The 19,386-nt window shown below is 55.0% G+C and carries 19 protein-coding genes; 14 read left to right on the forward strand and 5 right to left on the reverse strand.

Annotated elements, in window-relative coordinates; genetic code table 11:
- Positions 1-375: 375 nt before the first annotated feature.
- Positions 376-1,407 (reverse strand): 16S rRNA (guanine(1207)-N(2))-methyltransferase RsmC, encoded by a 1,032-nt coding sequence (gene rsmC / locus OGW13_RS12145; RefSeq protein WP_042999332.1) that lies wholly within the window; start codon positions 1,405-1,407, stop codon positions 376-378.
- A 102-nt stretch (positions 1,408-1,509) separates the two neighbouring features.
- Between rsmC and OGW13_RS12150 the strand changes: the two genes are divergently transcribed.
- From OGW13_RS12150 to OGW13_RS12185, 8 genes are all read left to right on the forward strand, one after another.
- Positions 1,510-1,923 (forward strand): DNA polymerase III subunit psi, encoded by a 414-nt coding sequence (locus OGW13_RS12150; RefSeq protein ID WP_104446016.1) that lies wholly within the window; start codon positions 1,510-1,512, stop codon positions 1,921-1,923.
- Positions 1,892-2,338: a ribosomal protein S18-alanine N-acetyltransferase gene (rimI, locus tag OGW13_RS12155; protein ID WP_044253929.1), complete on the forward strand. Its 447-nt coding sequence runs from the start codon at positions 1,892-1,894 to the stop codon at positions 2,336-2,338. Before OGW13_RS12150 ends, rimI begins: the two co-directional genes overlap by 32 nt.
- Before the next feature lie 14 nt (positions 2,339-2,352).
- Complete coding sequence (gene yjjG, locus OGW13_RS12160; protein WP_044264694.1) at positions 2,353-3,030, forward strand: pyrimidine 5'-nucleotidase; 678 nt, start codon at positions 2,353-2,355, stop codon at positions 3,028-3,030.
- 92 nt (positions 3,031-3,122) lie between these two features.
- On the forward strand, positions 3,123-4,712 hold the full coding sequence (gene prfC, locus OGW13_RS12165; RefSeq protein WP_044327055.1) for a peptide chain release factor 3: 1,590 nt from the start codon (positions 3,123-3,125) through the stop codon (positions 4,710-4,712).
- A gap of 414 nt (positions 4,713-5,126) precedes the next feature.
- Positions 5,127-5,744 (forward strand): molecular chaperone OsmY, encoded by a 618-nt coding sequence (gene osmY, locus OGW13_RS12170; protein WP_042999335.1) that lies wholly within the window; start codon positions 5,127-5,129, stop codon positions 5,742-5,744.
- A gap of 131 nt (positions 5,745-5,875) precedes the next feature.
- Positions 5,876-6,037: a DUF1328 domain-containing protein gene (locus OGW13_RS12175; protein WP_003019081.1), complete on the forward strand. Its 162-nt coding sequence runs from the start codon at positions 5,876-5,878 to the stop codon at positions 6,035-6,037.
- A 121-nt stretch (positions 6,038-6,158) separates the two neighbouring features.
- Positions 6,159-7,232 (forward strand): patatin-like phospholipase family protein, encoded by a 1,074-nt coding sequence (locus OGW13_RS12180; protein WP_042999336.1) that lies wholly within the window; start codon positions 6,159-6,161, stop codon positions 7,230-7,232.
- On the forward strand, positions 7,229-8,011 hold the full coding sequence (locus OGW13_RS12185; RefSeq protein WP_044253956.1) for a metal-dependent hydrolase: 783 nt from the start codon (positions 7,229-7,231) through the stop codon (positions 8,009-8,011). The genes OGW13_RS12180 and OGW13_RS12185 overlap by 4 nt, the downstream gene beginning before the upstream one ends.
- Here the strand turns inward: OGW13_RS12185 and OGW13_RS12190 are convergent.
- Positions 8,000-8,863, reverse strand: coding sequence for a YjjW family glycine radical enzyme activase (locus OGW13_RS12190; RefSeq protein ID WP_287116167.1), 864 nt, complete (start codon positions 8,861-8,863; stop codon positions 8,000-8,002). The two genes, OGW13_RS12185 and OGW13_RS12190, sit on opposite strands and share 12 nt — an antisense overlap.
- Positions 8,835-10,385 (reverse strand): YjjI family glycine radical enzyme, encoded by a 1,551-nt coding sequence (locus OGW13_RS12195; protein WP_287116168.1) that lies wholly within the window; start codon positions 10,383-10,385, stop codon positions 8,835-8,837. The genes OGW13_RS12190 and OGW13_RS12195 overlap by 29 nt, the downstream gene beginning before the upstream one ends.
- 261 nt (positions 10,386-10,646) lie before the next feature.
- On the opposite strand from OGW13_RS12195, the gene deoC reads away from it, so the two are divergent.
- From deoC to deoD, 4 genes are all read left to right on the forward strand, one after another.
- Entirely contained in the window at positions 10,647-11,426 is a 780-nt protein-coding gene (gene deoC / locus OGW13_RS12200; RefSeq protein ID WP_044253966.1) for a deoxyribose-phosphate aldolase, read from the forward strand.
- 106 nt (positions 11,427-11,532) lie between these two features.
- Positions 11,533-12,855, forward strand: coding sequence for a thymidine phosphorylase (gene deoA, locus OGW13_RS12205; RefSeq protein WP_042999341.1), 1,323 nt, complete (start codon positions 11,533-11,535; stop codon positions 12,853-12,855).
- A 51-nt stretch (positions 12,856-12,906) separates the two neighbouring features.
- Positions 12,907-14,130 carry a phosphopentomutase gene (gene deoB / locus OGW13_RS12210; RefSeq protein WP_109739486.1) on the forward strand — a complete coding sequence of 408 codons (1,224 nt, stop codon included), beginning with the start codon at positions 12,907-12,909 and terminating at the stop codon, positions 14,128-14,130.
- Positions 14,131-14,325: 195 nt separating this feature from the next.
- Positions 14,326-15,045 carry a purine-nucleoside phosphorylase gene (gene deoD, locus OGW13_RS12215; protein ID WP_042999343.1) on the forward strand — a complete coding sequence of 240 codons (720 nt, stop codon included), beginning with the start codon at positions 14,326-14,328 and terminating at the stop codon, positions 15,043-15,045.
- A gap of 82 nt (positions 15,046-15,127) precedes the next feature.
- On the opposite strand, the gene lplA is transcribed toward deoD, so the two are convergent.
- A complete protein-coding gene (gene lplA / locus OGW13_RS12220) occupies positions 15,128-16,144 on the reverse strand; it encodes a lipoate--protein ligase (RefSeq protein WP_044253975.1) in 1,017 nt (338 codons plus the stop codon).
- 25 nt (positions 16,145-16,169) lie between these two features.
- The gene (locus OGW13_RS12225) at positions 16,170-16,814 is read right to left on the reverse strand and encodes a YtjB family periplasmic protein (protein ID WP_044327062.1); all 645 of its coding nucleotides are present in this window, start codon (positions 16,812-16,814) and stop codon (positions 16,170-16,172) included.
- Positions 16,815-16,931: 117 nt separating this feature from the next.
- Here OGW13_RS12225 and serB point away from each other — a divergent pair, with 117 nt between their 5' ends.
- On the forward strand, positions 16,932-17,900 hold the full coding sequence (gene serB / locus OGW13_RS12230) for a phosphoserine phosphatase (RefSeq protein WP_042999345.1): 969 nt from the start codon (positions 16,932-16,934) through the stop codon (positions 17,898-17,900).
- Positions 17,901-17,989: 89 nt separating this feature from the next.
- Positions 17,990-19,372 (forward strand): DNA repair protein RadA, encoded by a 1,383-nt coding sequence (gene radA, locus OGW13_RS12235; protein ID WP_044253979.1) that lies wholly within the window; start codon positions 17,990-17,992, stop codon positions 19,370-19,372.
- Positions 19,373-19,386: the final 14 nt, after the last annotated feature.

A 19,386-nucleotide genomic window follows, 5' to 3' on the forward strand; every position in this document is an offset into this window, starting at 1 on the left:
GGGGGGGACTTGAACCCCCACGTCCGTAAGGACACTAACACCTGAAGCTAGCGCGTCTACCAATTCCGCCACCTTCGCATACCATCGATTCTTAAAAAGAATCGCTACCACGGAGGCGCATTCTAGTGGTTTTCAGTTTTTCGTCAATAGTTAATTACGTAGGATAGCGGTGATTGCTGCAAAAACGGCCATTCACATGGCCGTTCAGACTGCTGACAAAGAAGGAAAAAACGTGGTTTTTCCTTCTTTGTGGTTATCAGCCGAAAATCAATGAGTTGATTTTCCTTGTTTTTAATGAGGTGTTCTCTGCTTGTCCGGTATCGGGATGAGGTTTGTCATCCCTCTCAACGGCCATTCGCATGGCCGTTATCGCGACTAGGCTTTTTTCGCCTGGCGGGTCATGACCGTACGATACACTTTGAAGCGTCCGGTCTGGGCGATGACCTCGTGGAAGCCAAAGGTCTCATCCAGTACCTGCGGATACGGCAGGAAGGCGTTAGCAACTATGCGCAGTTCACCGCCACTGTTCAGATGACGTACGGCACCGCGAATCAGAGATTGTGCGGCATCAAGGCTGGTTTGCATGCCGTCATGGAACGGTGGGTTAGAGATGATCATATCAAAGCGTCCCGTCACTTCAGAGAAGACGTTGCTGGCAAAGACTTCACCCTCAATGCCGTTCGCCGCCAGGGTGGCGCGACTGGCTTCCACCGCCGGCGCGGCGACGTCGCAGAGCGTTAAACGCACTTTCGGCGAGTGACTGGCCAGCGCGACAGAAAGTACACCTGCGCCACAGCCGACGTCCAGCACTTTACCTTTAGTGTGTGGTGTCAGCGTGGAGAGCAGTAACTGGCTGCCGACATCCAGACCATCGCGGCTGAAGACGCCAGGCAAGGTTTTGATCGTCAGCCCATCAACGTGGTATTCGCCCCAGAATTTATCGGCATCAAACATCGGCTGCGTTTCCAGACGACCATGATACAGGCCGCAACGACGCGCGCTGTCAATTTTGTTCAGCGGGGCATATTCCGCCAGCATTTGCTCGGCGCTACGTACGCCACTGCGGTTTTCACCGACTACGAAAATGTCGGTTCCCACAGGAAGCAGCGACAGAATATTCATCAACTGGAACTGGGCTTCCGGCTTGTTTTTCGGCCAGTAATAGATAAAGGTGTCACAGTCGGCAACGTCTTGCGCTTGTGCGACAAGGCTGAAACGTGCGTTGTCGCCCATCTGGCGGCTCAGCACCTGCCAGTGGTGGAACTGTTGGGTATGCACGCGGCGGTCTGCGCTTTCAAAGCGCGCGGGCAGGTCATCCTGCAAGTCTCCGGCAAACAGAATACGGCTTTGTTCGAAATCATCACTGTGGCGCAGCAAGACTTCACTTGCCGGGGTAAAAGCAGACATGGAAAACTCCTTAATTCATACAGCGGGCGATTATAGACGTTTGATGGCGTCTATTCGACTAATTTGCTATATTTGCGCCCCTGAATACAGGAGCGATTCGCTATGACAACCCGACGAGACTGGCAGTTACAGCAACTGGGCATTACCCAGTGGTCGCTGCGTCGCCCCGGCGCGTTGCAGGGAGAGATCGCGATTTCCATTCCTGCGCACGTCCGTCTGGTGATGGTCGGTGAAACACTGCCGCCGCTGACAGAACCTCTGGTCAGTGACATTCTGCGAGCCTTAACGCTGAGCCCCGATCAGGTATTGCAGGTGACGCCCGAACGCGTCGCGATGCTGCCGCAGGGCAGCCGCTGCAACAGCTGGCGAGTGGGTACAGATGCGCCGCTGACGCTGGAAGGCGCGCAGATTGCAACGCCGGCATTTGATGAATTGCGGGTAAACCCAACGGCACGCGCCGCACTATGGCAACAAATCTGCACACATGAACACGATTTCTTCCCTCAGTCAGAGTGATTTACCCGCCGCGTTTCAGATTGAAAAGCGCGCCCATGCGTTTCCCTGGAGTGAGCACACGTTTGCCAGTAATCAGGGGGAGCGTTATCTCAACTATCAATTGACGGTAGAGGGGAGAATGGCGGCGTTTGCCATTACGCAGGTAGTGCTGGATGAAGCTACGCTGTTCAACATTGCCGTTGATCCCGACTTTCAGCGCCGGGGAATAGGGAAAGCGCTGCTGGAACATCTCATTGATGAATTAGAAAAACGCGGCGTCCTGACGCTGTGGCTGGAGGTTCGCGCTTCCAACGTTGCCGCCATCGCACTGTATGAAAGCTTAGGCTTCAACGAGGCAACGATTCGCCGCAATTATTATCCGACCGCTGACGGTCGTGAGGACGCCATCATAATGGCACTGCCAATCAGTATGTAAAAGAAGGTGTAATGATGAAGTGGGACTGGATTTTCTTTGATGCCGACGAAACGCTGTTCACGTTTGACTCGTTTACTGGCTTACAGCGGATGTTTCTCGACTACAGCATCACCTTTACCGCTGAGGATTTTCAGGACTACCAGGCCGTGAATAAACCGCTATGGGTGGATTATCAGAACGGCGCGATCACCTCATTACAGCTTCAGCATGCTCGCTTCCAGAGCTGGGCAGAACGGTTAAAGGTGGAACCGGGCTCGCTTAACGATGCCTTTATGAACGCGATGGCCGAAATTTGCGCGCCGCTGCCAGGGGCCGTTTCGCTGCTCAATGCGATACGCGGCAAAGCCAAAATTGGCATTATTACCAACGGTTTCACCTCCTTACAGCAGATCCGCCTGGAGCGCACGGGACTACGCGACTACTTTGATTTGCTGGTCATTTCTGAAGAAGTGGGCGTGGCGAAGCCGGATCCGAAGATTTTTGATTACGCCCTGGCGCAGGCGGGCAATCCCGATCGTGATCGGGTGCTGATGGTTGGAGATACCGCCGCGTCCGATATTCTTGGCGGCATCAACGCCGGGCTTTCTACCTGCTGGCTGAATGCGCATCATCGCGAGCAGCCCGAAGGCATCGAGCCGACCTGGACCGTATCGTCATTACACGAACTGGAGCTGCTCCTGTGTAAACACTGATTGCCTCCCCCCCGCTGATGGGTAAAATAGCCGCAATTTTTCGTATTCAACATGCGCGGTGCGATGCCGCGTTTACTCAAGAAGAATGAACTATGACGTTGTCTCCTTATTTGCAGGAGGTGGCCAAGCGCCGCACTTTTGCCATTATTTCTCACCCGGATGCGGGTAAAACGACTATCACTGAGAAGGTGTTGCTGTTCGGACAGGCGATCCAGACTGCCGGTACGGTAAAAGGCCGTGGTTCCAGCCAGCATGCGAAATCAGACTGGATGGAAATGGAAAAGCAGCGTGGGATCTCCATTACCACCTCCGTGATGCAATTTCCGTATCACAACTGCCTGGTTAACCTGCTGGACACCCCGGGGCACGAAGACTTCTCCGAAGATACCTATCGTACCCTGACGGCAGTGGACTGCTGTCTGATGGTGATCGACGCCGCGAAAGGCGTCGAGGATCGTACCCGTAAGCTGATGGAAGTCACCCGTCTGCGCGATACGCCGATCCTGACTTTTATGAACAAACTCGACCGCGACATCCGTGACCCGATGGAGTTGCTGGACGAAGTTGAGAACGAGCTGAAAATCGGCTGTGCGCCGATCACCTGGCCGATTGGCTGCGGCAAGCTGTTCAAAGGGGTTTATCACCTCTATAAAGATGAAACCTATCTGTATCAGACGGGTAAAGGCCATACCATTCAGGAAGTGCGCATCGTTAAAGGTCTGGATAACCCGGATCTCGACGCGGCCGTTGGCGAGGATCTGGCGCAGCAGTTGCGTGACGAACTGGAACTGGTGAAGGGCGCCTCTAACGAGTTTGATAAAGAGCTGTTCCTGGCGGGCGAAATTACCCCGGTCTTCTTTGGTACCGCACTGGGTAATTTCGGCGTTGACCACATGCTGGATGGTCTGGTGGAGTGGGCGCCAGCGCCAATGCCACGCAAGACCGATACGCGCGTGGTGGAAGCGGAAGAAGAGAAGTTCACTGGCTTTGTCTTTAAAATTCAGGCCAACATGGATCCGAAACACCGTGACCGCGTGGCATTCATGCGCGTTGTTTCCGGCAAGTACGAAAAAGGCATGAAGATGCGTCAGGTCCGTATCGGCAAAGACGTGGTGATCTCTGACGCGCTGACCTTTATGGCCGGTGACCGTTCGCATGTAGAAGAGGCTTACCCGGGCGATATCCTCGGTCTGCACAACCACGGTACAATCCAGATTGGCGATACTTTCACCCAGGGTGAAATGATGAAGTTCACCGGTATACCGAACTTCGCGCCGGAACTGTTCCGTCGTATTCGCCTGAAAGATCCGCTGAAGCAGAAACAGTTGCTGAAGGGGCTGGTACAGCTTTCCGAAGAAGGTGCGGTACAGGTGTTCCGCCCGATCGCCAATAACGATCTGATTGTGGGCGCGGTCGGGGTACTGCAGTTCGACGTGGTTGTTGCCCGTCTGAAGAGCGAGTACAACGTTGAAGCCATTTATGAATCTGTCAACGTGGCGACGGCACGCTGGGTGGAATGCGCTGATGCGAAGAAATTCGAAGAGTTTAAGCGTAAGAATGAAGTTCAGCTGGCACTGGATGGCGGTGATAACCTGACCTACATCGCACCGACGATGGTGAACCTCAACCTGACGCAAGAGCGTTATCCAGACGTTCAGTTCCGTAAGACGCGCGAACACTAATTACCCCTTCAGGGCGCGGCTGTCGCTGCGCCCTGCGACTTTTCCAGCCTTATTATCCCCTTGCGGAATGTTCTTAAATCCCTCTGTTTTGCTTATGACTGCCTGTTTTTTATGCAATCCTCCGCGCTTTTTCAAAATTGTGATCTATATTTAACAAAGTGATGACATAAACATTGGCTTTAAATACCGTTCAACTCGTGAATCTAAGTAGTTAAAGCTAATGTCTGGTGTAGTCACGATATTAATAACTGACTCAGAGGGGCACCTGTCAGCGTATCATCATCACCTTTTCTGTTGCGTGATTGTGACCGCCGCCATTGACTTCTGAGCTGGGTGAATTTTTCACCACATTCAGCAATGCAACCTTATGTTGCCTGAGCTCAAATTATGAGCAAACCATACAGGAAAAAATCGATGACTATGACAAGACTGAAGATTTCTAAAACTCTGCTGGCCGTGATGTTGACCTCCGCTGTGGCAACGGGTTCTGCGTATGCAGAAAACACCACAATGGATAAAGCGCAATCCGGTGTAGAAAGCGCAGGGCAGAAAGTCGATAGCTCTATGAATAAAGTCGGTAATTTCATGGATGACAGCGCCATTACCGCCAAAGTGAAAGCGGCACTGGTGGATCATGAAAACATTAAGAGCACCGATATTTCCGTCAAAACCGAGCAGAAAGTCGTGACGCTGAGCGGCTTCGTCGAAAGCCAGGCGCAGGCGGAAGCGGCCGTGACCGTGGCGAAAGGTGTTGAAGGCGTAACCTCCGTCAGCGACAAACTCCACGTGCGCGACAGCAAATCAGACTCCGTGAAAGGCTATGCCGGCGATACGGCAACCACCAGTGAGATCAAAGCGAAACTGCTGGCGGATGACATCGTTCCTTCTCGCAAAGTGAAAGTAGAAACGACCGATGGTGTGGTCCAGCTTTCCGGCACCGTGGATTCCCAGGCGCAAATCGAGCGCGCTGAGAGCATCGCGAAAGCCGTTGATGGCGTAAAAAGCGTCAAAAACGATCTGAAAGCGCAGTAAGTCTTCGTTTTCTCCTCCGGCCCCGGTCGGAGGACGTCATGAGCACTAGCACTACACAAACAATAGCGTGAATGAGCAGCCTGAGCGCTCATATCAAGCGGTCGACATTAACTATGGTAAAGGAGAAGCGTATGTTTCGTTGGGGCATTATATTTCTGGTTATCGCGTTAATTGCCGCCGCTCTGGGATTTGGTGGACTGGCCGGTACGGCAGCGGGCGCGGCGAAAATTGTCTTCGTCGTCGGGATTATTCTCTTCCTGGTCAGCCTGTTTACAGGGCGTAAGCGGCCCTAGCGCGTAAGGCGTACAATGATTTTGCTGTCAAGCCAGTCCAGTGGACTGGCTTTTTCGGTTTTAGCCGCCGTCTATTTGCGTTATTTTGGCACATTACGTAATAAGAAACAGGAAGGCAGAGGTGGGGCAGCGTATACCCGTCACGCTCGGCAATATTGCGCCGTTGTCATTAAGAAGGTTCAAACCGGGTCGCCTGGCGTTGGTCTGCGAGGGCGGCGGGCAGCGTGGCATCTTTACCGCAGGTGTACTGGACGAGTTCATGCGCGCGCAGTTTAATCCGTTCGATCTCTATTACGGCACCTCGGCGGGGGCGCAAAACCTGTCGGCCTATCTGTGCAACCAGCCCGGCTACGGGCGCAAAGTCATCATGCGCTATACCACCAGACGGGAATTCTTTGACCCGGTACGCTTCGTGCGCGGTGGGAATCTGATCGATCTCGACTGGCTGGTGGAATCTACGGCCAGTCAGATGCCGTTACAGATGGATACCGCCTCGCGCCTGTTCGAAACCGGGAAATCGTTTTACATGTGCGCCTGTCGGGGTGATGACTACACGCCCTACTATTTCTCTCCCAATACGCAAAACTGGCTCGATCTGATCCGGGCGTCCAGCGCGATCCCAGGGTTCTATCGTAGTGGCGTATCGCTGGAGGGGATCAATTACCTGGATGGTGGGATCAGCGATGCCATTCCGGTGCGTGAGGCCGTGAAGCAGGGGGCGAAAACGCTGGTGGTGATTCGAACGGTGCCTTCGCAAATGTATTACACCCCGCAGTGGTTCAAGCGGATGGAGCGCTGGCTGGGCGAAAGCAGCCTGCAGCCGCTGCTCAATCTGGTTCAACACCACGAAGCCAGCTATACGGAAATTCAGCGATTCATTGAAAAACCGCCGGGCAAGCTGAAGATCTTTGAAATCTACCCGCCGAAGCCGCTAAAAAGTATGGCGCTGGGAAGCCGGATTCCGGCATTGCGGGAAGATTATAAAACCGGGCGGCTGTGTGGGCGCTACTTCCTGGCGACCGTGGGAAAACTACTGGCAGCGGAACCGCCGTTATCACGCCATCTGCCGCAAATCGTCACGCCGACGCCAGTGGTGGTTCCACCAGCACCGGTGGCCAACGATACCCATGCGGCGGTGGTGAGCGATGCGCCGCAGGCTAACGATACGACATTCAGCAATGAGGATCTGGCGTGAGTTTTCGCTTTATCGATACCCACTGTCACTTTGATTTTCCGCCTTTTACCGGGGATGAAACCCACAGCCTGCAACTCGCGGGTGAGGCGGGCATTGAGAAGATCATCATTCCGGCCACCGCAGCGGAAAACTTTGCCCGCGTGCAGGCGCTGGCGGAACGCTTTTCCCGGTTGTATGCCGCGCTGGGACTGCATCCCATCGTGATTGAGAAACATACCGATGAGGATCTTGCACGTCTGCAGCAGGCGCTGGCGACGCGCCCGACAAAAGTGATCGCCATTGGTGAGGTTGGCCTGGATCGGTATCGCGACGATCCGCAGTTCGCGAAGCAGGAACGGTTTCTGGAAGCCCAGTTGCGGTTAGCAAAACGCTACGATTTACCGGTGATCCTGCATTCCCGACGTACGCATGACACGCTGGCGATGCACCTTAAGCGCCAGGATTTGCCGCGTACCGGGGTGGTACATGGTTTTGCTGGCAGCCTGCAGCAGGCAGAACGTTTTGTGCAACTGGGCTACAAAATCGGGGTGGGCGGGACGATTACCTATCCGCGCGCCAGTAAAACCCGTGACGTGATGGCACGATTGCCGCTGGAGGCGCTGCTGCTGGAGACCGACGCGCCGGATATGCCGTTGAATGGTTTTCAGGGGCAGCCAAATCGCCCGGAACAGGCTGCGAGAGTGTTCGATGTGTTATGCGAACTGCGCCCGGAACCCGCAGAGGCGATCGCTGAGGCGCTGTATCGCAATACGACAGCATTATTTACTCTAGAGATATAGCGCAGGGAAGATAAGCTCAGTCACGCCGCGTTCCCGTAATGCCTGCGCCAGCGTCTCCACCTCTTGTGGCGTCGCGCTTGGCCAGGATTTTGCCTCACCGTATACCCCGTGCGCATGAAAGGCATTCAGTCGTAGCGGGACATTTCCCAGTTGTCCGATGAATGCGGCGAGTGAATCAATGTGCAGCAGATAATCCACCTGCCCGGGGATGACCAGCAGGCGCAGTTCTGCCAGCTTTCCTCGCTGCGCCAACAGCGTAATACTGCGCTTGATCTGCGCGTTATCCCGACCGGTGAGTGCGATGTGGCACTCACTATCCCAGGCTTTGAGATCGAGCATCACACCATCGCAAACCGGTAGCAGTTTCTGCCAGCCGGTTTCGCTCAACAGCCCATTGCTGTCGACCAGACAAGTCAGCGACCGGAGCTGCGGGTCGGCCTTAACCGCCGTAAACAAATCCACAACGAAAGGCAACTGCGTTGTGGCTTCGCCGCCGCTGACGGTGACTCCCTCAATGAACAATGATGCTTTGCGGATCTGGCGCAACACCTCGTCCACGCTCATTGTTTGCGCCATCGGCGTTGCCTGCTGCGGGCACATCTGCAAACAGGTATCACACTGTTCGCAGACCTCAGCATGCCAGACAACATTCCCATCACTGAAACTCAGCGCCTGGTGTGGGCACTGTGGAACGCATTCGCCGCAGTCGTTGCAGCGTCCCATCGTCCACGGGTTATGGCAATTCTTACAGCGCAGATTGCACCCTTGCAGAAAGAGGGCCAGACGACTGCCCGGCCCGTCCACGCAGGAGAACGGGATAACCTTACTGACTGAAGCGCATCTGCTGTTCATGACTGACGACACGAGGTTGGCGTTCCAGAATATGCGTATTGCGTGCGGCCTCTTCCCCCAGCCAGGTGGTATTGGTTCGTGAACCTTCAGCGCGGTATTTTTCCAGATCCGACAGGCGCACCATGTACCCGGTAACGCGGACCAGATCGTTGCCGCTGACGTTGGCGGTAAACTCGCGCATTCCCGCTTTGAACGCACCCAGACAGAGTTGCACCAGCGCCTGCGGGTTACGCTTGATGGTCTCATCGAGCGTCAGAATGTCGCTGATACCGGACTGATAATGCGCGTGGTGTGGTGCGACGGTTTGCAGGTGGGTGATCGGATCCGGTTCATCGCCATAGGGCAAACGTGCGCCCGGCGTAGTGCCAATATCTGAACTGATCCCCGACTGGGCATGCAGCATGGCGCGCTGCTGCCAGCCATATTTCACCGGCGTGTTCTCGACAAAATCCGCAAGCTGGGCGCTGATGCGATAGCCCAGATCGTTCGCCGTCTCATCTTTGCCGTAGCGCGCATTCATACCCGCTTTTTCGCACAACAGGTTAACCGCCTCCGCCAGGCCGTACATACCGAACATCGGCACAAAACGTTGTGGATCGATCAGACCTTCCTGCACCAGGAAGCTATTCTCAAAGAAATGTGATTTTTCATAGAGGAACTCACATCGTGCATCGATGATGGCAATTTGCTGCTGACAATAGTACGGCAGTGTGCGGTTAAAGAAGTCATAGACAGAAGTGCTGCGCTCGGCAATGGCTTTCAGATTGAGACGAACCAGCGTGCTGCCGCCACCGGCAAGCGGCAGAGAGTTGTAACAGCTGACGATACCATAGTGACCTTTTGTGAAAATTTTATCATTTACCGGCCCATTGGAAATATGCGGCTTGCTGCATTCACAGATGTTTTTTGCCACTTCCAGCAGCAGATCATCGGGGGTGATTTCCGGGTCGTAGATGAACGTCAGATTAGGCGCAACCTGCTTTAGCTCTGCGTCGGCGCGTAAAATAGCCCGGGTGATGGGGGTATCTGTCGGGCCAATGTTGGCGTGCATAAAAGCGTCAGGCAGCGTTCTGTCGAGATACCGCCAGAAACGTTTTATTCGAATATCGATCGCTTCTTGTGTTAGAATTTTCACATATGGTTGCAGCAGCGTATCCAGTTGCCCCAGGTAAACCGGCATCGATGTGACGGAAGGCACGTGGTGATACAGAATGGTCAACAGAGACAGTGCATCGTCCAGATCTTTCGCCCCTTCCAGTTCCAGCCATGCTGAACCGTTGGCCAGAAAACGCGCGTAATCGGGAAGCACATAGCGCGGTTTATATGGCGCGTGACCTTCGAACATATCGCAGATAACCCCGTCGTCCAGCGCCTGGCGCGCCCCGGCGGGCAGTGAAGGGTAAGGCAGGTTGTTCTCTGCTTCCAGCGCGAGAAAATGACGTTTCTGTTCCGGACTGAGGAGTGAGCTGGTGACGATTTGCTGGCAACGTTGTTGCAGCGCGGTTTCATGGGTCGTAGGCATCGTAATTCCTTTATAGGCCGAAGATCATAACGTCATTGTAGAAAGATGTGCTGTCAGCACTTTGATCCTGATGCGCCTGAGTGGAGAAGAAATCGACAGAAAAGGACTATTTTTTGAAGTTGATCTCATTACAGTAATGCAAATTTGTACGTAGTTTTCATTAACTGTGATGTATATCGAAGTGTAACGGTGAGTCGATGTTAGAATACTAACAGACTCGCAAGGTGAGAATTTTATACGGCGACGCCGTTGGAGAATGTTATGAGCGATTTAACTGCAAGCAGCCTGCGCGCACTGAAACTGATGGACCTGACCACCCTGAATGACGACGACACCAATGAAAAAGTGATCGCCCTGTGTCATCAGGCGAAAACTCCGGTTGGCAACACGGCAGCAGTCTGCATCTATCCGCGTTTTATCCCGATTGCGCGTAAAACGCTGAAAGAGCAGGGCACCCCGGATATCCGTATTGCGACGGTGACTAACTTCCCGCATGGCAACGACGATATTGAGATCGCGCTGGCGGAAACCCGCGCGGCGATTGCTTACGGGGCGGATGAAGTGGACGTGGTCTTCCCGTACCGTGCGCTGATGGCTGGTAACGAGCAGGTCGGCTTCGATCTGGTGAAAGCCTGTAAAGACGCGTGCGCGGCGGCAAACGTGCTGCTGAAAGTGATCATCGAAACCGGTGAGCTGAAAGAAGAGCAGCTTATTCGTAAGGCCTCTGAAATCTCTATCAAAGCAGGTGCGGATTTCATTAAAACCTCTACCGGTAAGGTACCCGTAAACGCCACGCCGGAAAGTGCTCGCATCATGATGGAAGTGATCCGCGATATGGGTGTATCCAAAACTGTGGGCTTCAAACCTGCGGGCGGCGTGCGTACCGCAGAAGATGCCCAGCAGTTCCTGGCTATCGCTGATGAACTGTTCGGCGCGGACTGGGCGGATTCTCGTCACTATCGCTTTGGGGCATCCAGCCTGCTGGCAAGCCTGCTGAAAGCGCTGGGTCACGGCGATGGTAAGAGCGCAAGCAGCTACTAAATTTGAATTGCCCATCGTAGGCCGGATAAGGCGTTAGCCGCTATCCGGCATCAATACGACTCGCCGGGGAGCACATGGCTTACCCGGCCCTAATCGGGAGGTTATCGTGTTTCTCGCACAAGAAATTATTCGTAAAAAACGTGATGGTCATGCGTTGAGCGATGAAGAAATTCGTTTCTTTATCAATGGTATTCGTGACAATACCATCTCAGAAGGGCAGATCGCCGCCCTGGCGATGACCATTTTCTTCCACGATATGACGATGCCAGAACGCGTTTCGCTGACCATGGCAATGCGGGATTCAGGAACCGTCCTGGACTGGAAGAGCCTGAATCTGAACGGCCCGATCGTGGATAAACACTCCACCGGCGGTGTGGGCGACGTGACGTCGCTGATGCTCGGCCCAATGGTCGCAGCCTGTGGCGGCTACATTCCGATGATTTCAGGTCGCGGACTGGGTCATACCGGCGGTACGCTCGATAAACTGGAAGCTATTCCGGGATTCGACATCTTCCCGGACGACAACCGTTTCCGCGAAATCATTAAGGACGTGGGTGTGGCGATCATCGGGCAAACCAGCTCGCTCGCACCGGCGGACAAACGTTTTTATGCCACCCGCGATATTACCGCAACGGTGGATTCCATCCCGCTTATCACCGGCTCCATTCTGGCGAAAAAACTGGCTGAAGGGCTGGATGCGCTGGTTATGGATGTGAAAGTCGGCAGCGGCGCGTTTATGCCAACCTATGAGCTCTCTGAAGCGCTGGCGGAAGCGATTGTGGGCGTGGCGAACGGTGCTGGCGTGCGCACCACCGCGCTGCTGACCGACATGAACCAGGTACTGGCGTCCAGCGCGGGTAACGCGGTGGAAGTACGCGAAGCGGTGCAGTTCCTGACCGGCGAATACCGCAACCCACGCCTGTTCGATGTGACGATGGCGCTGTGTGTTGAAATGCTGATCTCCGGCAATCTGGCGAAAGACGACGCTGACGCGCGGGCGAAATTGCAGGCGGTGCTGGATAACGGTAAAGCCGCTGAGATCTTTGGCCGGATGGTTGCCGCCCAGAAAGGCCCGACCGACTTCGTGGAGAACTACGCGAAATACCTGCCGACGGCAATGCTCAGTAAAGCGGTTTACGCTGATAGCGAAGGGTTCGTCAGCGCGATGGATACGCGTGCGCTGGGTATGGCGGTGGTGTCGATGGGCGGCGGTCGTCGCCAGGCGTCGGATACCATTGATTACAGCGTCGGCTTTACCGATATGGCGCGTCTTGGCGACAGCGTAGACGGGCAGCGTCCGCTGGCGGTGATCCACGCGAAAGATGAAGCCAGCTGGCAGGACGCGGCGAAAGCCGTCAAAGCGGCAATTATCCTTGACGATAAAGCGCCTGAAAGCACACCAACGGTCTATCGTCGTATCACCGAATAGCTATATACTGATCTGATCGCTTTTTTGCAGCGCAGATGAATGGAGAACAAGATGAAACGTGCATTTATTATGGTGCTGGACTCCTTTGGTATTGGTGCGACGGAAGACGCGGATCGCTTTGGCGACGTCGGTTCCGACACCATGGGGCATATCGCTGAAGCCTGTGCCAAAGGCGAGGCTGACAAAGGGCGTAAAGGCCCACTGAATCTGCCAAACCTGACCCGCCTGGGTCTGGTGAAAGCGCATGAAGGGTCTACCGGTAAAATCGCAGCCGGTATGGACGCTAACGCACAAGTGATTGGTGCATACGCCTGGGCGCATGAACTCTCTTCCGGTAAAGATACGCCGTCTGGCCACTGGGAAATCGCCGGTGTGCCGGTTCTGTTTGACTGGGGTTATTTCAGCGACCACGAAAACAGTTTCCCGCAGGAACTGCTGGATAAACTGGTCAAACGTGCGAACCTGCCGGGCTATCTCGGTAACTGCCACTCTTCCGGTACGGTGATTCTGGACCAGTTGGGCGAAGAGCATATGAAAACCGGTAAACCGATTTTCTATACCTCCGCGGATTCCGTGTTCCAGATTGCCTGCCACGAAGAAACGTTTGGTCTGGATAAACTCTACGAGCTGTGCGAAATCGCCCGTGAAGAGCTGACCGAAGGCGGTTACAACATCGGTCGCGTCATCGCGCGTCCGTTCATTGGCGACAAAGCGGGTAACTTCCAGCGTACCGGCAACCGTCACGATCTGGCCGTTGAACCGCCAGCGCCTACCGTGTTGCAGAAACTGGTTGATGAGAAAGACGGCCACGTGGTTTCCGTCGGTAAAATCGCGGACATCTACGCCAACTGCGGCATCACTAAAAAAGTGAAAGCCACCGGCCTGGACGCGCTGTTTGACGCCACCATTAAAGAGATGAAAGAAGCCGGCGATCAGACAATTGTCTTCACCAATTTCGTGGATTTCGACTCCTCCTGGGGCCACCGTCGTGACGTAGCGGGCTATGCAGCGGGTCTTGAGCTGTTCGATCGCCGTCTGCCGGAGCTGATGGAGCTGGTGGGTGAAGATGACATTCTGATCCTGACCGCTGACCATGGCTGCGATCCGAGCTGGACCGGTACCGATCACACCCGTGAACACATTCCGGTGCTGGTGTACGGCCCGAAAGTAAAACCGGGCTCGTTAGGCCACCGCGAAACTTTTGCGGATATTGGTCAGACTCTCGCTTCGTACTTTGGCACGTCGCCAATGGAATACGGTAAAAACATGCTGTAATACCCGTTGTCTTTCGCGCTGTAGATGCGTTGACTTCATTCGCTCACCCCGGTCACATAGTTAATCTATGCTCCCGGGGATTCACGAATTCGTCGCCTTCCTACAACGCGAAATCCTTAGGGTATTTGAATACATTTTGTAGGCCTGATAAGGCATAGCCGCCATCAGGCAATAACAACGAAATAAGGATAAAAGATGGCAACTCCTCACATTAATGCAGAAATGGGTGATTTCGCTGACGTCGTTTTGATGCCGGGCGACCCGCTGCGCGCAAAACACATTGCGGAAACTTTCCTTGAAGATGTACGCGAAGTAAACAACGTTCGCGGCATGTTAGGTTTCACCGGGACTTACAAAGGCCGTAAGATCTCCGTCATGGGTCACGGTATGGGTATCCCGTCCTGCTCCATCTACACCAAAGAGCTGATCACCGATTTCGGCGTGAAGAAAATCATTCGCGTAGGGTCCTGTGGTGCTGTTCGTCCGGACGTAAAACTGCGTGACGTGGTAATTGGTATGGGTGCCTGCACCGATTCCAAAGTGAACCGCATTCGTTTCAAAGACCATGATTTTGCCGCGATTGCTGATTTCGGCATGGTACGTGACGCGGTTGACGCGGCAAAAGCACTGGGTGTGGACGCACGCGTTGGCAACCTGTTCTCTGCGGATCTGTTCTACTCTCCGGACGGCGAAATGTTCGACGTGATGGAAAAATACGGCATCCTGGGCGTGGAAATGGAAGCGGCGGGTATCTACGGCGTGGCGGCAGAATTTGGCGCGAAAGCACTGACTATCTGCACCGTGTCTGACCACATCCGTACGCACGAGCAGACGACGGCGGCTGAACGTCAAACCACGTTCAACGACATGATTAAAATCGCGCTGGAATCCGTTCTGCTGGGCGATAAAGCGTAAGACCTGGTGTGCCGGGGGGAGGCTTCGCCTCACCCGGCCTACGGTTTTCCAGGCCCGCTGAGCAGTGCCAGCGGGCTTTTTATTAGCGCACCGCCTGTGCAATCCACGCTGACAATTCCCGCAACTCTTTTTCCTGCTCCGGAAAATCCCTCGTCAAAGATTCGCACTCCTGCTGTACGACACTGGCACGATACAGGCAGCCCTGAAGACGTGCGGCCAGCGCTTCTAGCGGTGCCGGATTGAGACTGTCCGTAAACACCTGCGCACGGGTGATATGCCCTTTCTCAACGTCAAAGTGCAGTTCGACGCCTCCCCAGGTAAAACGTTCATCCAGCAGATGCGAGAAGGCTGGTGCCTGCCCGAAGTTCCACTCCCAACTGCTCTGGCGGGCGAAGGTTTCGACAAAGTTCGGCAGATCGGGCGTGTTGTCCGGGGAGATCACCTCCGCTTCAACGCGTTCGCCGTAGTGGGCAAAAAAGGCCTCGGTTACCGCCGCACACACCTGATCATGGGTGATGCCTGGCAACAGTTCGGTGAGATTCGCCACGCGCGAGCGTACAGAGGTAATGCCTTTGGCCGCCAGTTTCTTTTTGTCTGGATTCAGGTAGTTTGCCAGTCGGCTGAGATCGGCGTTCAACAATAGTGTGCCGTGATGAAAACCGCGATCTTTGGTTTCGCGGTAGGCTGAGCCAGAAACCTTACGGTCGCCATCCGCCGTTTTCACCACCAGATCGTTACGTCCTGAAGCTTCAGCCGTCACGCCCAGTGCGTTAAGCGCATTCAGGACAATGGACGTCGAGATGGTCTTATCGTATTCCGGCTTCCCGGCCATAAAGGTGAAACAGGTATTGCCGAGATCGTGGAAGACCGCGCCACCGCCGCTGCTGCGGCGCGCCAGGCGCACGTTGTCCTCTTCCATCCGCCGCGTATTGCACTCTTTCCACGGGTTTTGCGCACGCCCAATGACGACCGTATCGGCATTGCGCCACAAAAACAGCACGCGCTGAGTGGCGGGCATCTGACGGAAAATACACTCTTCGACCGCCAGGTTAAACCAGGGGTCATAAGAGTCAGAAATAAGCAGGCGAAGTGTCGACATGTCAGTTTTCCTTTCCTGTAACGAATTACTCTTTTTTCTCGCTCTCTTCCTCTTCCGGCACCGACTTGTTGGCGGTGAGCAGGAAGGGCGATTGCTGCCAGCGGGTTCGTTTACCCTGCAGCAGAGTGCGGGTCAGCACCACGCCGATGGCCAGTGAAAGCAGCAGCATCAGGCGTAAAATGTTAGTAGTGTTGTCCACCTGCCGAGCTTCAGTGGCTAAGGTATGCGTATCCAGCGTCAGGCGAAGATAGCCCAGTGGGCCATTTTTCCCCTGGATGGGTTCAACAATCTGCTGGTTGAAGTAGCCGCCGGCTTTTTTACCGTCCAGCGCCAGACGGTCGCGCACATTTACGCTTTCGCCTGCGCGGGCAATCATATCGCCTTGTTCATCATAAACGCCGGCATCAAGTATGCGGCTTTCCTTCGTTAACTGCTGCAGAATCGTCTTGATGCGTTTTTCGTCAGGCGTTTCGGTACGCATCAGCGGCGCGATGTTCAGCGTGACCTGGTGCGCCAGCGTGCGCGCCAACTCTTCAAGCTGCGGATTACGCTGTCTCTGGTGATTTTGACTGAACCAGGAGGCGCCCTGCATGAGCGCAACAAGCAGTGCGAGACAGAACAATACAATCACTGCACGATGAAGTCGGAATTTCAGTTTTGCGCGAGCCATATTCCACCTGCTGAAAATTTGAGGCTTAATGTTGCCAGAAGCGATGGTTACAGGGTAGCCTCATGCGTTATTTTCCCCGTGAACCTTCCCGGCCCGAACGATTTTACAGGAGCTTTAATGCCTAACATTACCTGGTGCGATTTGCCTGAAGATGTCTCTTTATGGCCAGGTTTGCCCCTTTCTTTGAGTGGTGACGAGGTGATGCCACTGGATTACCACGCTGGACGTAGCGGCTGGCTGCTGTACGGACGCGGGCTGGATAAACAACGTCTGACTCAGTACCAGAGCAAACTGGGCGCGGCGATGGTGATTGTCGCGGCGTGGTGTGTCGAGGACTATCAGGTCATTCGCCTTGCCGGTTCGCTCACGCCTCGCGCGACGAAACTGGCGCATGATGCGCAATTAGACGTTGCGCCGCTGGGGAAAATCCCGCATTTGCGTACTCCTGGCCTGTTGGTGATGGACATGGATTCCACCGCGATTCAGATCGAGTGCATTGATGAGATCGCCAAACTGGCCGGTACCGGCGAAAGGGTCGCGGAAGTGACCGAACGGGCGATGCGCGGCGAACTCGACTTCACCGCCAGCCTGCGCAGTCGTGTGGCGACGCTGAAAGGCGCGGATGCCAATATTTTGCATCAGGTACGTGAAAGTCTGCCGCTGATGCCAGGCCTGACGCAACTGGTGCTGAAGCTGGAAACACTGGGCTGGAAGGTGGCAATCGCCTCCGGCGGCTTTACCTTCTTTGCCGAATATCTGCGTGAGAAACTGCGGCTAACGGCGGCAGTGGCGAATGAACTGGAGATCATGGACGGTAAATTTACCGGCAACGTGATTGGCGATATCGTCGATGCGCAGTATAAGGCCAAAACGCTGACCCGACTGGCGCAGGAATATGAAATCCCGATCGCGCAGACCGTGGCGATTGGCGATGGCGCCAACGATCTGCCGATGATCAAAACGGCGGGGCTGGGGATTGCGTACCATGCCAAGCCGAAAGTGAATGAAAAGACGGAGATTACTATCCGTCACGCTGACCTGATGGGGGTGTTCTGCATTCTCTCCGGCAGCATGAACCAGAAATAATTGAGATACCGGCTGGTATTAAGGTGTAGGCCGGGTAAGGCGCCGCCGCCATCCGGCACACAGGCGGTACAGAGATAACGAGGTAAACCGTGGCAAAAGCTCCAAAACGCGCCTTTGTATGTAATGAATGCGGGGCGGATTATCCGCGCTGGCAGGGGCAATGCAGCGCCTGTCATGCCTGGAACACCATCACCGAGGTGCGCCTGGCTGCATCGCCGACGGTGGCGCGTAATGAGCGACTGAGTGGTTATGCCGGGAGCGCTGGCGTTGCAAAGGTTCAGAAGCTTTCCGATATCAGCCTGGAAGAGCTGCCGCGTTTTTCCACCGGTTTTAAAGAGTTTGACCGCGTGCTGGGCGGCGGCGTCGTTCCCGGCAGTGCGATTCTGATTGGCGGTAACCCCGGCGCGGGTAAATCCACGCTGTTATTGCAGACGCTGTGCAAGCTCGCGGAGCAGATGAAAACCCTGTACGTCACCGGGGAAGAGTCCCTGCAGCAGGTGGCAATGCGCGCGCACCGTCTCGGTTTGCCGACCAACAATCTCAACATGCTTTCGGAAACCAGTATTGAGCAGATTTGCCTGATTGCAGAAGAAGAGCAGCCGAAGCTGATGGTGATCGACTCCATTCAGGTTATGCACATGGCGGATATCCAGTCATCACCCGGCAGCGTGGCGCAGGTGCGTGAGACGGCGGCCTACCTGACGCGCTTTGCCAAGACGCGCGGCGTGGCGATTGTGATGGTGGGCCACGTGACCAAAGACGGCTCGCTGGCCGGGCCAAAAGTGCTTGAACACTGCATCGACTGCTCGGTATTGCTGGATGGCGATGCCGATTCCCGTTTTCGTACCCTGCGCAGCCACAAAAACCGTTTTGGCGCGGTGAATGAGTTAGGGGTCTTCGCGATGACCGAACAGGGACTACGCGAAGTGAGCAACCCTTCGGCGATCTTCCTGAGTCGTGGTGATGAAGTCACCTCCGGCAGTTCGGTGATGGTGGTCTGGGAAGGGACGCGACCGCTGCTGGTGGAGATCCAGGCGCTGGTCGATCACTCGATGATGGCCAACCCGCGTCGCGTCGCGGTGGGGCTGGAGCAGAACCGTCTGGCGATTCTGCTGGCGGTGTTGCACCGTCACGGCGGTCTGCAAATGGCCGATCAGGACGTGTTCGTTAACGTGGTGGGCGGCGTCAAAGTCACAGAGACCAGCGCGGATCTGGCGCTGCTGCTGGCGATGGTCTCCAGCCTGCGCGACAGGCCGCTGCCGCAGGACCTGGTAGTGTTTGGCGAAGTGGGGCTGGCAGGAGAGATTCGCCCGGTGCCCAGCGGTCAGGAGCGTATTTCCGAGGCCGCAAAACATGGTTTCCGTCGCGCGATTGTTCCGGCAGCTAACGTGCCGAAAAAACCGCCGGAAGGGATGCAGGTTTTTGGTGTCAAGAAGCTGGCGGATGCGTTAAACGTGTTTGACGACTTATAATGAGTGAAACGGAG

This window comes from Citrobacter sp. Ca225 (assembly GCF_030337175.1).
Classification (GTDB): domain Bacteria; phylum Pseudomonadota; class Gammaproteobacteria; order Enterobacterales; family Enterobacteriaceae; genus Citrobacter_A; species Citrobacter_A amalonaticus.

Bases quoted from the DNA above. Each gene is read 5' to 3' on its own strand.
- OGW13_RS12175 (WP_003019081.1), top strand. From the start codon at position 5,876: ATGTTTCGTTGGGGCATTATATTTCTGGTTATCGCGTTAATTGCCGCC.
- prfC (WP_044327055.1), top strand. From the start codon at position 3,123: ATGACGTTGTCTCCTTATTTGCAGGAGGTGGCCAAGCGCCGCACTTTT.
- serB (WP_042999345.1), top strand. From the start codon at position 16,932: ATGCCTAACATTACCTGGTGCGATTTGCCTGAAGATGTCTCTTTATGG.
- yjjG (WP_044264694.1), top strand. From the start codon at position 2,353: ATGAAGTGGGACTGGATTTTCTTTGATGCCGACGAAACGCTGTTCACG.
- deoD (WP_042999343.1), top strand. From the start codon at position 14,326: ATGGCAACTCCTCACATTAATGCAGAAATGGGTGATTTCGCTGACGTC.
- OGW13_RS12225 (WP_044327062.1), bottom strand. From the start codon at position 16,814: ATGGCTCGCGCAAAACTGAAATTCCGACTTCATCGTGCAGTGATTGTA.
- deoB (WP_109739486.1), top strand. From the start codon at position 12,907: ATGAAACGTGCATTTATTATGGTGCTGGACTCCTTTGGTATTGGTGCG.
- OGW13_RS12190 (WP_287116167.1), bottom strand. From the start codon at position 8,863: ATGAACAGCAGATGCGCTTCAGTCAGTAAGGTTATCCCGTTCTCCTGC.
- rsmC (WP_042999332.1), bottom strand. From the start codon at position 1,407: ATGTCTGCTTTTACCCCGGCAAGTGAAGTCTTGCTGCGCCACAGTGAT.
- rimI (WP_044253929.1), top strand. From the start codon at position 1,892: ATGAACACGATTTCTTCCCTCAGTCAGAGTGATTTACCCGCCGCGTTT.
- deoC (WP_044253966.1), top strand. From the start codon at position 10,647: ATGAGCGATTTAACTGCAAGCAGCCTGCGCGCACTGAAACTGATGGAC.
- OGW13_RS12150 (WP_104446016.1), top strand. From the start codon at position 1,510: ATGACAACCCGACGAGACTGGCAGTTACAGCAACTGGGCATTACCCAG.
- osmY (WP_042999335.1), top strand. From the start codon at position 5,127: ATGACTATGACAAGACTGAAGATTTCTAAAACTCTGCTGGCCGTGATG.
- lplA (WP_044253975.1), bottom strand. From the start codon at position 16,144: ATGTCGACACTTCGCCTGCTTATTTCTGACTCTTATGACCCCTGGTTT.
- OGW13_RS12195 (WP_287116168.1), bottom strand. From the start codon at position 10,385: ATGCCTACGACCCATGAAACCGCGCTGCAACAACGTTGCCAGCAAATC.